The organism is Paenibacillus terricola, from assembly GCF_014779765.1.
In the GTDB taxonomy this organism is placed as follows: Bacteria; Bacillota; Bacilli; order Paenibacillales; family Paenibacillaceae; genus Paenibacillus_T; species Paenibacillus_T terricola.
This window is the reverse complement of record NZ_JACXZA010000003.1, coordinates 599,705-615,712: the sequence shown is the minus strand read 5'-3', so window position 1 is coordinate 615,712 and position 16,008 is coordinate 599,705. Positions and strand designations below refer to the sequence as shown.

At 48.7% G+C, this 16,008-nt stretch carries 13 protein-coding genes, 1 riboswitch and 1 other annotated feature; of the genes, 8 read left to right on the top strand and 5 right to left on the bottom strand.

Going from position 1 to position 16,008, the window contains the following annotated elements; translation table 11 throughout:
- Positions 1-218 precede the first annotated feature (218 nt).
- A complete protein-coding gene (gene xynC, locus H8B09_RS14705) occupies positions 219-1,910 on the top strand; it encodes a glucuronoarabinoxylan endo-1,4-beta-xylanase XynC (protein WP_224753670.1) in 1,692 nt (563 codons plus the stop codon).
- A gap of 69 nt (positions 1,911-1,979) precedes the next feature.
- Here the strand turns inward: xynC and H8B09_RS14700 are convergent, their stop codons facing one another.
- Positions 1,980-2,294 carry a DMT family transporter gene (locus H8B09_RS14700; protein WP_191204262.1) on the bottom strand — a complete coding sequence of 105 codons (315 nt, stop codon included), beginning with the start codon at positions 2,292-2,294 and terminating at the stop codon, positions 1,980-1,982.
- Position 2,295: 1 nt separating this feature from the next.
- Positions 2,296-2,631, bottom strand: a complete 336-nt coding sequence (locus H8B09_RS14695) for a DMT family transporter (RefSeq protein ID WP_191204261.1) — start codon at positions 2,629-2,631, stop codon at positions 2,296-2,298.
- 91 nt (positions 2,632-2,722) lie between these two features.
- Positions 2,723-2,821, bottom strand: a riboswitch (guanidine-I (ykkC/yxkD leader).
- 223 nt (positions 2,822-3,044) lie between these two features.
- Here H8B09_RS14695 and H8B09_RS14690 point away from each other — a divergent pair.
- The 7 genes from H8B09_RS14690 (at position 3,045) to H8B09_RS14660 (ending at position 12,314) form a co-directional block, all read left to right on the top strand.
- A complete protein-coding gene (locus tag H8B09_RS14690; protein ID WP_397376070.1) occupies positions 3,045-4,499 on the top strand; it encodes a SulP family inorganic anion transporter in 1,455 nt (484 codons plus the stop codon).
- Between the two features lie 299 nt (positions 4,500-4,798).
- A complete protein-coding gene (locus H8B09_RS14685) occupies positions 4,799-8,395 on the top strand; it encodes an FIMAH domain-containing protein (RefSeq protein ID WP_191204260.1) in 3,597 nt (1,198 codons plus the stop codon).
- 197 nt (positions 8,396-8,592) lie between these two features.
- Positions 8,593-9,168, top strand: a complete 576-nt coding sequence (locus H8B09_RS14680) for a DedA family protein (protein ID WP_191204259.1) — start codon at positions 8,593-8,595, stop codon at positions 9,166-9,168.
- A 101-nt stretch (positions 9,169-9,269) separates the two neighbouring features.
- Positions 9,270-9,932, top strand: a complete 663-nt coding sequence (locus H8B09_RS14675) for a phosphatase PAP2 family protein (RefSeq protein ID WP_318152625.1) — start codon at positions 9,270-9,272, stop codon at positions 9,930-9,932.
- Complete coding sequence (locus H8B09_RS14670; protein WP_191204258.1) at positions 9,916-10,500, top strand: class I SAM-dependent methyltransferase; 585 nt, start codon at positions 9,916-9,918, stop codon at positions 10,498-10,500. Before H8B09_RS14675 ends, H8B09_RS14670 begins: the two co-directional genes overlap by 17 nt.
- A gap of 25 nt (positions 10,501-10,525) precedes the next feature.
- The gene (locus H8B09_RS14665; RefSeq protein WP_191204257.1) at positions 10,526-11,215 is read left to right on the top strand and encodes a response regulator transcription factor; all 690 of its coding nucleotides are present in this window, start codon (positions 10,526-10,528) and stop codon (positions 11,213-11,215) included.
- On the top strand, positions 11,208-12,314 hold the full coding sequence (locus H8B09_RS14660) for a HAMP domain-containing sensor histidine kinase (protein ID WP_318152624.1): 1,107 nt from the start codon (positions 11,208-11,210) through the stop codon (positions 12,312-12,314). The genes H8B09_RS14665 and H8B09_RS14660 overlap by 8 nt, the downstream gene beginning before the upstream one ends.
- A 94-nt stretch (positions 12,315-12,408) precedes the next feature.
- Here H8B09_RS14660 and H8B09_RS14655 read toward each other — a convergent pair whose 3' ends face one another.
- The 3 genes from H8B09_RS14655 to H8B09_RS14645 form a co-directional block, all read right to left on the bottom strand.
- A complete protein-coding gene (locus H8B09_RS14655; RefSeq protein WP_191204255.1) occupies positions 12,409-13,410 on the bottom strand; it encodes a tryptophan--tRNA ligase in 1,002 nt (333 codons plus the stop codon).
- A 42-nt stretch (positions 13,411-13,452) separates the two neighbouring features.
- Positions 13,453-13,715 (bottom strand) — a binding site (T-box leader).
- 88 nt (positions 13,716-13,803) lie between these two features.
- Positions 13,804-14,796 carry a hypothetical protein gene (locus H8B09_RS14650; RefSeq protein WP_191204254.1) on the bottom strand — a complete coding sequence of 331 codons (993 nt, stop codon included), beginning with the start codon at positions 14,794-14,796 and terminating at the stop codon, positions 13,804-13,806.
- Between the two features lie 295 nt (positions 14,797-15,091).
- Complete coding sequence (locus tag H8B09_RS14645; protein ID WP_191204253.1) at positions 15,092-15,970, bottom strand: AraC family transcriptional regulator; 879 nt, start codon at positions 15,968-15,970, stop codon at positions 15,092-15,094.
- Between the last annotated feature and the right edge of the window lie 38 nt (positions 15,971-16,008).

The following is a 16,008-nucleotide window of genomic DNA, read 5'->3' as shown; positions in this document are numbered from 1 at the left end:
TTGATTAGTAGCCGAGTGAAGATGACAAAAAGTGAACTAAAAGTAAAAAATAGTTGCTTTAACTGGAAAAGAAAGCGTTTTAATATCTAGTTGCACGACCAAACTCCCTTACATTCCATGAAAGGAGGAGCACTTGTACGGCGTCAAATGCTTAGAAGGAGGAGAATGACAGGAAAAAGGAATTCGAGCTTGCAGGAAGTGAATAAAATATGAAGGAGATGAATGCAGTGAAAACTGGCCTAAGAAAGTCAATCAGCTTGCTTCTCGCATGCGTAACGGCATTATCGTGTCTGCTAACGACAAGTTACTCTAACGAGGTATCAGCCGCGAGCGATGCGGTCGTCAATCTATCGGCTGAGAAGCAGTTGATTCGCGGCTTTGGCGGCATGAACCACCCAGTGTGGACAACGGACTTGACTGCTGCGCAGCGGGAAACGGTTTTCGGCAATGGCAATAATCAGCTTGGCTTCTCCGTTCTGAGGATTCATGTCGATGAGGATCCGAACAATTGGTATAAAGAGCTTCCGACCGCGCAGAGCGCGATTGCGCACGGCGCGATCGTATTCGCTACGCCGTGGAACCCGCCAAGCAGCATGACAGAGACGTTCAATCGCAACGGCGATACGACAGCGAAGAGGCTGCGTTACGATAAGTATGCGGCTTATGCTCAGCATCTGAATGATTTTGTAACGTATATGAAAAATAACGGCGTCAATCTGTATGCCATCTCGGTTCAGAATGAACCCGATTACGCGCATACGTGGACATGGTGGACGCCTGAAGAGATGCTTCGTTTCATGAAAGAGAATGCGGGCTCTATCAATAGCAGAGTGATGGCGCCGGAATCGTTCCAATATCTTAAGAACATGTCCGACCCGATACTGAACGACGCGCAAGCGCTTGCGAATATGGACATTCTGGGAGCCCATACGTACGGTACGCCGTTCAGCAGCTTCGCCTATCCGCTATTCAAGCAGAAAGGAGCGGGCAAAGAGTTGTGGATGACGGAAGTGTACTATCCGAACAGCGACGCCAACTCGGCGGATCGCTGGCCTGAAGCTCTGGATGTTGCCTATCATATGCACAACGCGATGGTCGAAGGCGATTTTCAAACGTATGTATGGTGGTATATTCGCAGGCAATACGGTCCATTGAAAGAGGATGGAACGATAAGCAAACGCGGTTACTCCATGGCGCAATTCTCGAAGTTCGTTCGTCCTGGATATGTCAGGGTCGATGCAACGAAGAACCCGGATACGAACGTCTTTGTGTCTGCTTATAAAGGAAGCGGCAAGGTCGTTATTGTAGCGATTAACAGAGGGACATCCGCAGTGAGTCAACGATTCGTGCTGCAGAACGGAACCGCTGCACAAGTAACGCCATATGTAACGGACGGAACCCGAAACGCGGCAGCGCAAAGCAACATTAGCGTATCGAATGGCGCTTTCACGGCCCAGCTTCCGGCTCAGAGCGTGACAACCTTCGTTGGCGATTACAGCACGGGCAGCACGGGAGGCGGCAGCAGTACGACGTATGAAGCAGAGACGGGCACAACCTTGACGAACGCCGTGACCGAAACGCTGTACACAGGTTATAACGGCACTGGCTATGTCAATTTCAATGCTTATTCGGATGCAGCCATTCAGTGGAACAATGTATATTGCGCCGTAGCCGGAACGAAAAATGTGAAGTTCCGGTACGCACTCGCATCCGGTACAAGAAACCTCGATGTATACGTGAATGGAACCAAAGTGATCAGCAATGCAGCCTTCGCGGCGACTGGCAGTTGGACGACATGGGGAGAGCAAACAATCCAGGTCGCAATGAACAGCGGAACGAATACGATTCGGGTCGTAACGACCGGCACGGAGGGGCCGAATATCGATAGTATGAACGTATCGGCACAGTAGGTCACAGAACGGAGCGCGACTGCCCGAATTAGGCGGTCGCGCTCTTTGTGTCTTCTTATCCGTGAATCGTCAACTAACCAACTTCAACCCGACTGCCGATGCCAGAACCAACGCAATGAATAGGATGCGGGAGATATTCTTAGGTTCGCCATAAAAGATCATCCCAAGAATGGCTCCCCCGGATGCGCCGATTCCCGTCCATACTGCGTACGCTGTTCCCATCGGCAGAGTCTTCATTGCTATAGATAAGAACAGAAAGCTTAACCCGAAGCCTGCTAATAGCAGTAACAAGGCTGCGGCATTTCTGTCTTTGTTTAATTTGTTGATCATAAGAACACCAAACATCTCGAAACAACCAGCTAGAACAAGAGATACCCAAGCCATGTTATGCAGCCTCCTTCTGTGTATCTTTGCTTAACATCTTCAGCCCAACTACTCCAACAAGCAGCGTGCCGATAAGCACCACCTTGGAGAGCTGTACGGGATTACCGAATAACAGGATCTCAGCTAGAACAGTGCCAGCGGTACCTAGGCCTACGAAAACAGCGTAAACAGTCCCCACGGGAAGCGAGCGAGACGCCATGATCATCAAATAGAAGCTAACAATGATTGCAACAATGGTAACGCCCCATTCCCAGACTTCATTGGCATGTTTCAAACCGATTACCCAAGTCACTTCGAATAATGCGGCAATTAATACGGACAACCATGTTTTGTTCATTCCAAACACTCCCTTTCAGAGTCGAAATCTTGTTGATGGTGTGTCCTTAAGCAGCAAAAAAGCCTGGGAAACAAACTGTCATCGACAGTTTATCTCCCAGGCTTTTATCCCTCCGTGACACAACCTATTAGTTGTGCGTTATCTCTCGGACCAGCCGATTCATCATCGCGGAACCCTAGATAACCTTAAAAGTTTTAAACTTAGACTCCATTATATACAACTTAGTTTAAAAGACAAGAGCATTTACAAAATTTGAGGTAGAGAAAAATAGTCATCCTAGGTATAATTGAAAACGTTGATTATCGGACCCGACTTTTCTGAGAGTGGAAAGTCATTTTACTTGTATTGCTTCACCCCAACGTATATGAGCGGACCCCATTATTATTAAAAAGAGACAAGGAGTGGACGTTTTTTTGTTGTACCACAAACTGAAAAATTCTTGGTTGTTCAACGTGAGAAGGGACATCCTATCCGGCATGACCGTTGCGCTTGCGTTGATTCCGGAAGCGATTGCATTCTCGATTCTTGCCGGCGTCGACCCGATGGTCGGACTGTATGCTTCCTTCTGCATTGCAGTTACGATCTCTATCGTCGGCGGTCGGATGGGCATGATCTCTGCGGCTACCGGAGCTATGGCTTCCTTGATGGGACCATTAGTCGTGAAGCATGGCATCGAATATTTATTTGCAGCGACGATTCTTACCGGCATCATTCAGTATGTAATGGGACTTCTGAAGTTCGGCAAGTTCATCACGTTTATTCCGCATTCCGTCGTCACGGGCTTCGTGAATGCATTGGCGATTATTATCTTCATGGCGCAGCTTCCAAGTTTTGAAGGAGCAACGTGGCTTATGTACGTGATGGTTGCGGCAACGCTGGCGATTATTTATTTGCTTCCGCTTGTGACGAAGGCTGTTCCATCTGCATTAGTAGCAATCATCATCATGACGATTATATCCATTACGTTCAATCTTGATCTGCGGACGGTAGGCGATATGGGAGAGATCACGCAGAAGCTGCCGTTCTTCCATCTCCCTGACGTTGTCTTATCCTTGGATATGATTTGGACGATCCTGCCGATTTCGCTTGCGCTTGCAGTCGTAGGGATTACGGAGTCATTAATGACGGCAACGATCGTTGATGAAATGACGGAAACGAAGAGCGATAAGAACAAAGAAGTGAAAGGGCAGGGCATTGCGAACGTAGTATCCGGTCTATTCGGCGGTATGGCAGGCTGCGCGATGATCGGTCAGACGGTCATTAACGTGAAGTCTGGCGGCCGATCGCGTCTTTCTACACTCGTCTCCGGCGTTGTTCTTCTGTTCTTGATTCTAGTATTGGGCAGCGTCGTCAAACAAATTCCAATGGGAGCGTTAGTTGGTGTCATGTTCATGGTGTCCATCGGCACATTCGACTGGAATTCCTTGCGGACTCTTACGAAGATCCCACGCAGTGACGCCGTTATTATGGTTGTTACGGTAGCGGTGGTGGTTACGACGTCTGACCTCGCAATCGGTGTAATTACCGGTGTTATCTTAAGCGCACTGAACTTCGGATGGCGTCTGGCGAAGATCAAAGCGAATGCATCGGTCGATGAGAAGGGAACGAAGGTTTATCGCATTACCGGACAACTCTTCTTCGGCACGATGACGCACTTTGTAGATCTGTTCGATTTCCGCAACGATCCGGAGTCTGTCGTCATTGATTTCAGCTCCTCGCATGTTTGGGATCATTCGGCAGTCACGGCTATTGGGAAGGCGATCACGAAATATGAGCAATTAGGCAAAAAGGTCGTCATCATCGGCCTGAATGAAGAAAGCAAGAAATTGATCGAGCAGGTTGGACTTGCGGCACCAACTAATCATTAACTTTAAGAAGCATGTTGGGATCATGTCCTGACCCGAATAGTCACCTAAAGGAGAGCTCATCGCCGCGCATGAGGCGGTGAGCTTTTTTTAACGGTAGGAATAACGCATTAAACCACTCGGAAGCCGCATTCCTATGCACTTTTCCGTATTTGTTCACTTGTGTCCAAAAAGTTCATATGCCGCCGCCGCCATATGGACAGACTTCGCGGAATCGTTCACTCCCCTTCTCTGTTCGTCTCCCTCTATACTGATGCTGTACGGGATGCCATCATACATACTTGGAAAGAGGGGATGAACTTATGAGAATGAAGTCCAAACTTATGATGCTGCCTCTGCTCTCATCGCTCACCTTAACGCAGGCGTTGACAGGGATAGCGGCAGCGGCCGATTCGTCCGCTGGCGGTTATTCGGATGAACAGCTTGCCGATCATCATTACACGCTTTATTACGCTGATGCCGCTGACGCCAGTCCGACTCAACCAGACCCGGGCGATGTGATGGGCTTATATCAGAGCGTAACGGATCAGGCGTATGGTACCGATCCGGTAACGGGCAAGAAGTGGGGATACGGCTCTAACACGGGGACAAGCACCTCGGGCGATAAGTATTCTTCGGTCCGCTATTATTCGGGCAGTACGCACAATACTAACACGGCAGTCAATTACAGCTTCGCTTTGCCGGAGGCTGGCAATTATTATGTAACCGTTGGCGTCAGGAACCCTTGGAGCACGCGGAACTTCAGCATTGTGCTGGAAGGAAGCAACGTCTCCGGCGATCTGAGTATGCCTGAGACTACACTCGTGGAACGTTCTTATAAAGTGAATGTTTCCGACGGTGAACTGAATGTAGCGGTGAAAGCGCCTTCGGCTGGTCCTTATGATCAATATCATGACCCGATGGTTGGATTGATTACGGTACAGACGGCTATTCCGTTGTCATTCTTACAGACGAAGATCGCAGACTTGCAGTCTGAGATGTTACGGACGAATGCGGACGGCACACGTTACTATACCTCCAGTACGATTGCCGCTGCGAATGCTGCACTCGTCGCGGCGCAAGCTTTTGCGGATAAGGTGACTAGCGGAGGAATCGTTATGGACTCAGATGCTGCCCAGATCGGAGCAGGCGGGGTTAGAGATCAGCTAAGCAAGCTGGCCGCCGCGCGTACGGGGCTGTTTCATATGGAACCTTACACGTCCTTCCTGCCAGATCAGATCATGCGGGATACGGATGGCAACGTGATTGATGCCCATGGACCTGGCTTTATGTACGATGAGCAGACGGGCAAATATTATTGGTACGGCGAGTACCATAACGGGGTGTGGCCTGGTCAAGGCGTCCGCGTTTATTCGTCCACAGACCTGTACAATTGGAAGGATGAAGGCATGGCGCTTACGTTGGTGAAGTCGATGGATGATTTCACGAACGATCCGCTTATCTCCCAGCTGTATGCCAGCAGAACGGATACGTATAACGTTTGGGCGGATATTCGGGTGGGGCGGATCCTCGAGCGTCCGAAAGTGATCTACAATGAGAAGACGCATAAGTACGTCATGTGGGCACACATGGACGGCGATAAGAATGCCGACAACAATGCGCAGAACTATGGCAAAGCGCAAGCAGGTTACGCGATAAGCGACTCGCCGACGGGTCCATTCGTCTACCAGCGGAGCTACCGGATGGATATGGCACCTGCGGATCAGACGGACTATTTCCCATCCGACAAAGGGATGGCGCGGGATATGAACCTGTTCAAGGATGATGACGGCACTGCCTATCTGATTTACTCCAGTGAAGAGAATCGGACGATCTACATCTCCAAGCTGCTGGACGATTACTCCGACGTTGCAGGTTGGCACAAGGACGGCAATGTTGATGCCAATGGCAATCCGGTTCGCGACACGACTTACAAAGCGATATACGGCACGGATTATATTCGAGTCTTCCCAGGTGGTGTGCGTGAAGCTCCTGCTGCGTTCAAATATAACGGCAAGTATTACCTGATCACGTCAGGCGCAACGGGATGGGCTCCGAACGTGAACATGTTCAGCGTGGCGGACAGTATGCTCGGAACATGGTCGACCCTGTCCGATCCGTTCGTTCGAACATCGGCCTCCGATCCCGATCCGAAGAAAGCTTTCAACTCCCAGTCGTCGGCGGTAATTCCAGTTGATGCTGCCAGCGGCAAGTTCATCTATGTCGGCGATGATTGGAACGGCGGATCGTTTGCGAACGGAGCCGCGAAGTACGTATGGCTGCCGATTGAGTTCGGCCAAGATTCCGAGATGACGATCAAGTGGTACAGCAGCTGGACGAAGGATTTATTGGATAAAATGGTCGGGGTGCACGCGAATATTCAGCTGCCGGAAGTCGTTACAACGGGCTCAGCGCTTACGCTGCCAACCGCAATTCCGGTTACGCCGATCGGATCGTCGGCTTCCGTTGTAACACCGGTCACCTGGTCGGTTAACTCGCAGCCGGTGACGGCAAATACGTTCGCAATGCCAGGCACCTATACGCTCGATGCCAAGCTGACAGCCTTCAACAACAAAGCGCTGCGGTTCACGATCAGCGCCATTCCGGAGAAGACGGTCTATTGGGTAAACAGCGGTGGTCTAGCAACAAGTGATTATAATTTGATGGCCTCGTACATGCAGCAGACACTAATCAATAAATCTGTTGTGGAGCAAGCTTATAATCCAAGAGATCCGGCTCCTTGGGGCTATGTGGGAACGAAGTCGAATCCGGCAGGCGCTGCGAACGGCGATATTTTCAGCACACTTCGTTATTTGAATGGCGGCAATGTCTCCGGCTCCTCTGCAGGGACGGACCTGACCTATAAGTTTACGGTACACAACGGTGCTTACACGGTTTATACAGGCTTCAACGATATTTGGAGCAATTCATCCCGCAAGGCAGATCTGTACATCAATGGCGTGAAGAAGACGGCCATTACGTTCATCTCTAACCAAGTGTATGCCAACACGGTTAACGTTACGGACGGCATGATCGATGTAACGGTACGGAATACGGCGGCGCAGGATCCGTTGATCAACTGGATCATGATCGTCGACAACGATCTGACGATCCCGGCGAATCCATTTAAGGGGCTTGAAGTCACCGCGACAACGACGGATTCAGCATCCTTGGCTTGGGATAAAGTAATCGGCTCAACATCGTATACACTATACCGAGCTGCAAGCTCGGATGGTCCTTACAGTCCGGTTTATTCGGGAAGCGCAACGTCCTTTACGGACAGCGGTCTGAATCCTGCGGTGACCTATTCTTACAAGGTCAGCAGCTCAAGTCTCTCAGGGGAATCGGCGTTGTCGGATGCGGTATCCGTGCTGCTTGATCAGAAGAAGCCTAGCTTCGAACTGTCCGTGAATGGTCAGCCGTTCGCAGATGGAGGTACGATCGAAGATAGCATACCGTTAACGTTCCGAGTTGCGGACGACTTGTCCGGTGTAGCTGCAGCCCAGATCGTAATTGATAGTACGATCTATCAAGTGGATCTTACCAAAGGTACAGAAGCAGTGGTCGATCTAGCTGGCAAGTCGGGAGCTTACACAGCTGCTGTTACCGTAGTGGATGCGGCAGGCAACAAGCTTGAACAAAGCTTAGGAATCAATGTAACAACAAGCATTGATTCGATCAATCAATTGCTCGAGCGGTATAAAGCCAGCTTCAACAACGCGATGAGCCAGCAGTTGCACAATGCGCTCGATCAAGCGCAGCATAAGCTGGACATGAACCGACCGGATCAAGCGGCTAAGCATATGCAAGACTTCCTGAAGCACCTGAATAACGCTTCGGTCCAGGCCGTAGACGGCACGGTGCGAAGCATTCTGATCGCAGACGCGCAAGCGTTGATCGCGAAATGGACTGGGGTTTAATCTCGTACGACTGGTGAAAGACCGGGCAGACAATCGTCTGCCCGGTCTTCATTTTGCTCATCTATAACATCCAATCCTCTGTTTGACTGCCCGAGACGACTCATGAGAGTTTCAGAATTTCTTCAGAATTATTCTGCTAAGCTTTTCAGATCTCTAAACTAATATACTCTCAACGACATTCCAAGGGGAGAGTATTAATGATAAGCGATATCATCATCCATCAAGTGGAGCATTACGGATATTTGATTTTTTTCTTAGCTTTCTGCTTAGGACCGTTCGGAATTCCAGTTCCCAATGAAGTCACGTTATTAACAGGTGCCATTCTAAGCAATAAAGGTGCATTAAATCCCTGGCTGGTGTATATATCGATCTTAGTCGGCTTATTCATCGCAATAACAATCTCTTTTGCTGCCGGTAGATTGTTCGGGGAGAAATTCAACAAAAAGCTTCAAGAGAATCGTTATTTTGAAAAAGCGAACAATCTTTTTAAGAAACACGGAGATCTCGCTATGTGTCTTGCCTTTTTTGTGCCGATCGTGCGATACATGTTTCCCCTGCTTGTAGGCTTAAGCAACGTGTCGTTTAAGAAATTCGCTTTAATTTCTTATTCCAGTGCATTCGTTTGGACATCTACCTTTTTTGTATTTGGCAAGTTTGTCGGAAGTCACCTAGGGGACATGTTGAACCCCTTATTTGATCAGAAAATGCTCTTGCTTCTCATCATGGTAGCATCAAGTTCTTATATTGTATTAAAGCGGCGGTCTAATCCATGAGCATCCTATACTTCTTCAGAATTTCTTCAGAAAAATCCTTCTAAGGTTCTCAGAGTTGATGGATATCATTCTCCTTATCAACAAACTCAGGAGATGATACTGTGAACCGATTAACAAGAAACCGTTCAACGTGGCTGCCTCTACTATGGCTTCTCATGATTCCATTATTAAATATTTGTTATCAGCGATTAAACCATCCCACGGAACACGTCTATAGTCTTGTAACGGATCTTGATCGAATAACGCCTTTCGTTTCAAGTTTCGTTATCCCGTATGTTCTGTGGTATCCGTTTATTGCGGTTGTATTAATCGGATTGGCATTCAAGGATAGGGCGGCCTATTATAGAACGCTGTTTGCATTATGCAGCGGCCTGATCGTTGCATATTTCGTATATTATATATTTCAAACGACTGTCCCGCGTCCGGAGAATCTGCCTGAGACTGGATTGTTCAACCGCTTAGTCTGGATCGTGTATCGACATGACCAGCCATTCAACTGTTTCCCGAGCATTCATGTGTTAACCAGCTATCTCATGCTTCGCGGCGGAGCAGGATTCAACCGATTATTCCGGTGGGCAACAACAGCGATGTCCGTCCTTATTATCTCCTCCACGATATTGATCAAGCAGCACGTATTAGCAGATGTTGTCGGAGGCATTCTAGTCGGTGAGTTATTATTCCAAGTTGCGGGTATCGCTTTAGTGTGGATGCAGCAGAGACGCTTGACTCTGAAAGGAGGCAAGCATCATGTTTCTACTGAATAAGGAGCGCCGCTCGTTTCTAACTCATTTCTTAAGGAATCCAAGACAAATGGGGAGCATCATTCCGAGTTCCCCTCGACTAGCCACAACGATGGTGAATGCGATCAGGGAAGATTCGTTAGGCGTAATTGCGGAGCTTGGGGCCGGTACAGGCGCTATTACTCGCGCACTTGCGCAGCGTGTTCACTGCGATACAAAAGTGGTGTTGTTCGAGAAAGAACCGAGGTTGGCTTCTGAGCTTCAAGCTAAGTTTCCCGATTACCACTGCTATCCTGCTGCTGAGCATATGGTGGATGCTCTTCATCAGAATGGGATTGATCAGGTAGATTGCATCGTAAGCGGGCTCCCATTCTTCAATTTCTCTCCAGCAATCAGGGAAAGGCTGCTTGAACAAATTACAATGTCGCTGAAGCCTGGAGGACAGTTTATAGCCTTTCAATATTCGCTTCAAATGAAGCCGCTGCTGGCGAAATGCTTTGAAATCGAAGATATTCGTCTGGTACCATTGAATTTACCGCCTGCATTTGTTTATTGCTGCCGCAAATGGACGGAGCAGGAAGAATGGAACTAGCATTAGAGTTAAGGGGTTGATTGACTTGAGACAGCATCTAGTCCTTGTCGTAGATGACGAGAAAGATATTCGCGATGTCATTACTGTGTATCTTAACAATGAAAATATACGAACCATTGAGGCTGCTGACGGAATCGAAGCATTGGAAGTTATGAGTCGAGAGATGGTCGATTTGGTTATTCTCGACGTTATGATGCCCCGGCTTGATGGTATTATGACCTGTAGGAAAATCCGTGAACAGTCTGAGGTTCAGGTTCTTATGTTATCGGCAAAGCAAGAAGACATTGATAAGATTAACGGACTAACCATGGGGGCAGATGATTATCTAGGTAAGCCGTTTAATCCGCTTGAGTTAGTGGCTCGGGTCAAAGCGCAGTTGCGCCGAAGTCAACGTATAACGCCTCAACAGGACGAACACTATATTCAAATCGGCAGCCTTATTATCGATTTCCGACGTCATCTGGTGAGCATAGGAGAGAAGAAAGTGCAGCTGACACCGCTTGAGTTCGGAATATTGGAACTGCTTGGGAGACATCGGGGACAGGTGTTTAGTGCAAATCACATCTACGAAGCGGTATGGAAAGAACGAGCGATGAACTCCGAGAACAATGTCATGGCTCATATTCGCAACTTACGAGAGAAGATCGAGACGAATCCACGAGAACCGCGGTTCATTAAGACTGTCTGGGGAGTGGGATACAAAATAGATGCATAGGGTTCTGAAACTATTTGGCATCAGTAATTTACGTCTGAAATTGTTCTGGCTTATGTTGTTAAGCGCAATACTCGCTTTAATTTTCACCTATCTTGTTTGGGGAATCGCCTTCCAATGGGTAGGGGAATGGATTCAAGATAATATTAATAGCTTCACCATAAGCGTGTTTGTTATGTTGCCGACATCTATCTTTCTTCTTAGTTTCTTTTTTACCTTTCTTCTGCTGACCCGACCGATTATTCGCTTCTTGCAGAAAACAATCCACAGCATCTCCGTCATTGCCGCAGGAAATTTCGAAGAACGAGCATCCGTGGATCGAGAAGATGAACTCGGAACAGTGGCCGTTCATATCAATTCGATGGCTGAACGATTGCAAATTCAACGGGAAAAGGAGCGGCGGGATGAACGGAACCGCATGGAGCTTATTACGGGGATCTCTCATGATCTTCGGACTCCGCTCACAAGCATGATCGGATATATTCATCTCCTGAAGGATAGGAGCTATCGAACGGAAACCGAATATGATAGATACGTAGAGCATACTTATCATCAGGCCATTCGCCTTCAGAAACGAATAGATTCGTTATTCGAATACACCCGGCTTACTTCCCCTGAGGCCAAGCTGCAACTGCAACAGATATACTTTAAAGAACTATTGCATCAACTTTTAACAGAATTTCAACCGATTGCAGCGGAGCATGATCTCGCCGTGTCATGGACATTGCCAGATAGCGAAACAGCAGCTTTGCTTGACCCGGACAAAATGGTTCGTGCAATCGACAATCTTCTTATGAATGCCTTAAAGTTCTCGCATCGTCCTGGTGAGATTAAAGTCCATTGCGCATTAATCAATGACAGCATCAGCATTCAGATTGAGAATGACGGGGAAGCTTTATCCAGCGAGCAGGAAGAGCGGTTATTTGATCGATTTTATCGTGTCGATGACTCGCGTGCATCGGATAACACATTAATTGGATCGGGTACCGGGCTGGGACTTGCTATTGCACAAAGCATTGCCCGACTGCATGGCGGCGACCTAACGCTTAACCATAACCAAGGGCATTATCGGTTTTGTCTTGAGATTCCAATAAGGAATTGATGGTGACGGACATCAACAGCATTAGTTAGGATAGGTAAAACTGAGTGTAACTCGAAGGCCGGATAAGCTTCCGCTTACCCGGTCTTCATTTTGCTCATCTATAACGTCCGATCCTCTGCTTGACCTCATTCAGCAAAGGTGCTGCCAGAGCTCTTGCCTTTTGTGCGCCTTCATATAGAATCTTATCTATTTGATCTGGCGATGCAATGAGATCGTTGTACTTCTCTCGCGGTTGCTCCAAGAATGCATTCACGACTCGGAACAGCTCCTGCTTCGCATCCCCCCAGCTAATCCCACTGCGGAATTGATCTCTGAATGCTTCTATCTGATCTGGCGTCGCAAAATGGGTATACAACGAGAAAATATTCGATGTATCCGGTTCCTTTGGTTCATGAGGGGGAGTGGAATCGGTTTTGATTTTGCCGATTAGCTTCTTCAGATTCTCTGCTGTTTCGAACAGCGGAATCGTATTATTGTAGCTCTTGCTCATTTTGCGGCCATCGAGACCGGGGATGACTGCAGTATGTTCGTCTACCAAGTAATTCGGCATCTTGAACGTTTCCCCATAATTTCGATTGAAGGCTTCTGCAATATCTCTAGCGATCTCAACATGCTGGATCTGATCCTTGCCGACAGGCACGATGTCCGATTGAAACAGCAGGATATCAGCCGCCATCAATATCGGGTAAGTGAATAAGCCCATATTAACGCCAGTGTCTGGATCAACGTCTAACTGCTGATTAGTATCAAGAGCAGCTTTATAGGCGTGGGCGCGATTCATCAGCCCTTTGGGAGTCAGACATGATAGGATCCAGCTCAGCTCGAATATCTCTGGAACATCGGATTGTCTGTAGAAAATAACACGTTCCGGATCCAGACCAATTGCCAGCCATGTTGCTGCAATTCCGTAGGAAAGGTCGTTGAATTCATTCCTATCCTGAATGAACGTTAGTCCATGATAGTCGGCAATGAAATAGAGCGCGGTGCATGGACGTTCTTGCGCGATGGCAAGCGCAGGCTTGATGGCTGCGATGTAATTTCCAAGATGTACTTTGCCCGTTGGCTTAATGCCTGTTAATACGATTTCTTGACTCATATGATTCCTCCTTATCAATGCAAAAAGAGGTTTCCTCATCCTGTAAAGGACGAGAAAACCCCGTGGTACCACCTTCGTTAGCCCGATGGGAATCATCGGACTCGCTTTGACGTATCTAAACATGTCTATGCAGCATGTTTGAATACGCGTCCCTTGTAACGACGGGACTTTCGCCAAAGCCTACTCGCAACGTTTCGGTTTGGATGCTCCGAAGCCCACTTCCGCATAATCCCTACGCTGATTCGCACCACCCATCAGCTCTCTGGAGTATTCGTTATGCGTACTCTCTTCATCAATGCATAGTTGTATAAAATTGGGATAGTACATTTTTACAATAGATTCAATGTTCTGTCAACTAACCAAGCAACCATAAGTTTCGAGCAGCTATAACGGTTAGATAAAAGGCCGCCGATCGAGTACCTTCTGCAGTATGCGACCGGAAACGATCTGCCCCGACATGACCGATTGCACAAGCGCTAGAGCGCAGGTCGTGCCGCACAGCTCATGAATATCTTCGAATACGTCGTCGTCTGGTCCACCGGATAGGGACTCGACGCTATTCAGAAGATGGTGGCAAATGGCATGGATCATGGCTTGAAGTTCCGCTGCCCGATGTTCGGTCTGTGAGGCTGCGCAAATCAGGGTGTAAAGCACATCGAGCTCAACGAACGACAAGGCATCTGCCTTCAAAGGGATCTCGCCCGCGTTATTAAGTTGCAAGCAGGTATCAATCCATGCATCCGGATATCGCATCTTGCGGTTGCGGTAATTGAGATTGAATAGATAGTGGAACGAGCTGGCTAAGTGATGGAACAATGGTGCGCTAGCAACTGTATGCATCGCTTGCTTTCGCCATAGGCCGGTTGCCGGGTCCGTCTCTTCGTGCAGCCAGTTGAAGTATGCGTCTTCCCAAGCAGCGTCTACTTCACCAGCTAGTACCATTGCTGCGTACAAGCCAGCGCCTTTATGTGATTCTGCCCAGGGCTCGCGCACCCAGTTAAGGCCGGCAAGAAATTCATAAAGCGCAGCCTTATCCTTAAGTTCCTGTAAGTCAGTCAGGGGATACAGAGGTTTGCTGTCCAGCAGCTCCAGCGCCGAGATCGCGAAGGCGGTTCCGTGCAGAGGATGATGTCCGATTCCGTTAAACAGGCCTGTGTGCGGATCTTGAAACTGCTGCAGGGAAGAGACGAAAGCAAGGTGCTCGTCTGTACCGAACGCTGGCAGTTCATTTATCGTATATAGCAAAATGACCGCGTTCGCCGTTCCGTATAAATCCGCCGATGCAGATGAGTCGGATAGCTTACGGCGGTATCCATCAGCAGCGGCTGTTCGATGGGCTGCGATAGAACGCCGTATTTTAGCTAGAAAAGGTCGTATATCCGTCATAAGGTCATTGCCTCTTTTCCGAAAGGGTGACCTCATTCTAGATCAATTCGGAACATCCAGCTATATGATAAAGGTCATGAGTATATGGAATAATGTCGGTTGTTTAGACCCGAATCGTCGCAATTTCCCGGGAAATGTCAAATGAGCTGATCAGGGGTATCGAAGCCCGTCAGCGCTGCGATTTCTTTGACCTGCATGTGCGGATGCTGCAGCAGCAGCTCTTTGCTTTTCTTGATTCTTGTTGTGGAGTAAAATAGCAGGTCAGCCTAAGCGCCTCATGCATGGGCTGACCTTTTCATTTGTCGGGCTGCAGCTTAACTGTCGCTTTGCGATATTGGCCCGGCGTGACGCCTTCGATCCGTTTGAACACGCGGCTGAACGACTGGATGTCGCGATAGCCGACTAGCCCGGCGATCGCTTCCAGCTTGTGCTGCGTGCTGCGAAGCAGTTCGCACGCCGTCATGATCCGCTGATGCTGGACGAAGTCGAGGAACGTCTGTCCCGTATGACGCTGGAACAGGCGCTGGAAGTGCCGCTCGCTTAGCCCGAACCGAGCAGCTGCATCAGCTTGCGTCAGCCGCTCCAATGCTCGCTCGCGTACATAGCCGATCGCTTCGTCCATACTCGCGAGCGCGGATGAATTCGGCTCTTCCACCGTCGTACGAAGTCGCGTCCATTCAATTAGAATTTGCGTCAACAAGGCCGTCAACATAGCCGATGCACCAGGCCGCATAGCGGCATGCTCCACATAAATGCGTTCGAACAATGGTGCCAGCGTAGAACGCGTATCTCGCACGATCCCGCTCTCGATCGATTGTTCGGACAGCGATTGCCATATGCGGTCGAACGCAAGCTCAGGTGCCGCCTGAGAGATTTGTTCCAACACTGCCGGTGTGAATACGACATTATAGACGACGAGCCTATTCTTCTTCTCGGTGGAATAGGGACGGAATACATGAGAGGAACCAATCGGCAGCGCGAAGAAATCGCCGCGGGAAGCAGGAACGGCTTTGTCCCCAAGATATTGAAAGCCGATCCCTTCGGCGACGTAATTCAACTCGATGAAGTCATGCTCGTGGAGATCTGAATTGACGAAGTTCTCCTCGATTCGGTTGACGAATACGCTCAGCCCGCTCCGAAACAGGTCAACCCCTCTTATGGTGCGACGCGCCATTTCATCGCCTCCTTGAGTGATTGCTATTATGTCTATTT

Excerpts from the sequence above, each read along its gene's own strand:
- H8B09_RS14655 (WP_191204255.1), bottom strand. The coding sequence starts at position 13,410 with ATGAGTCAAGAAATCGTATTAACAGGCATTAAGCCAACGGGCAAAGTA.
- H8B09_RS14645 (WP_191204253.1), bottom strand. The coding sequence starts at position 15,970 with ATGGCGCGTCGCACCATAAGAGGGGTTGACCTGTTTCGGAGCGGGCTG.
- H8B09_RS14650 (WP_191204254.1), bottom strand. The coding sequence starts at position 14,796 with ATGACGGATATACGACCTTTTCTAGCTAAAATACGGCGTTCTATCGCA.
- H8B09_RS14685 (WP_191204260.1), top strand. The coding sequence starts at position 4,799 with ATGAGAATGAAGTCCAAACTTATGATGCTGCCTCTGCTCTCATCGCTC.
- H8B09_RS14670 (WP_191204258.1), top strand. The coding sequence starts at position 9,916 with ATGTTTCTACTGAATAAGGAGCGCCGCTCGTTTCTAACTCATTTCTTA.
- H8B09_RS14695 (WP_191204261.1), bottom strand. The coding sequence starts at position 2,631 with ATGAACAAAACATGGTTGTCCGTATTAATTGCCGCATTATTCGAAGTG.
- H8B09_RS14680 (WP_191204259.1), top strand. The coding sequence starts at position 8,593 with ATGATAAGCGATATCATCATCCATCAAGTGGAGCATTACGGATATTTG.
- H8B09_RS14700 (WP_191204262.1), bottom strand. The coding sequence starts at position 2,294 with ATGGCTTGGGTATCTCTTGTTCTAGCTGGTTGTTTCGAGATGTTTGGT.
- xynC (WP_224753670.1), top strand. The coding sequence starts at position 219 with ATGAATGCAGTGAAAACTGGCCTAAGAAAGTCAATCAGCTTGCTTCTC.
- H8B09_RS14660 (WP_318152624.1), top strand. The coding sequence starts at position 11,208 with ATGCATAGGGTTCTGAAACTATTTGGCATCAGTAATTTACGTCTGAAA.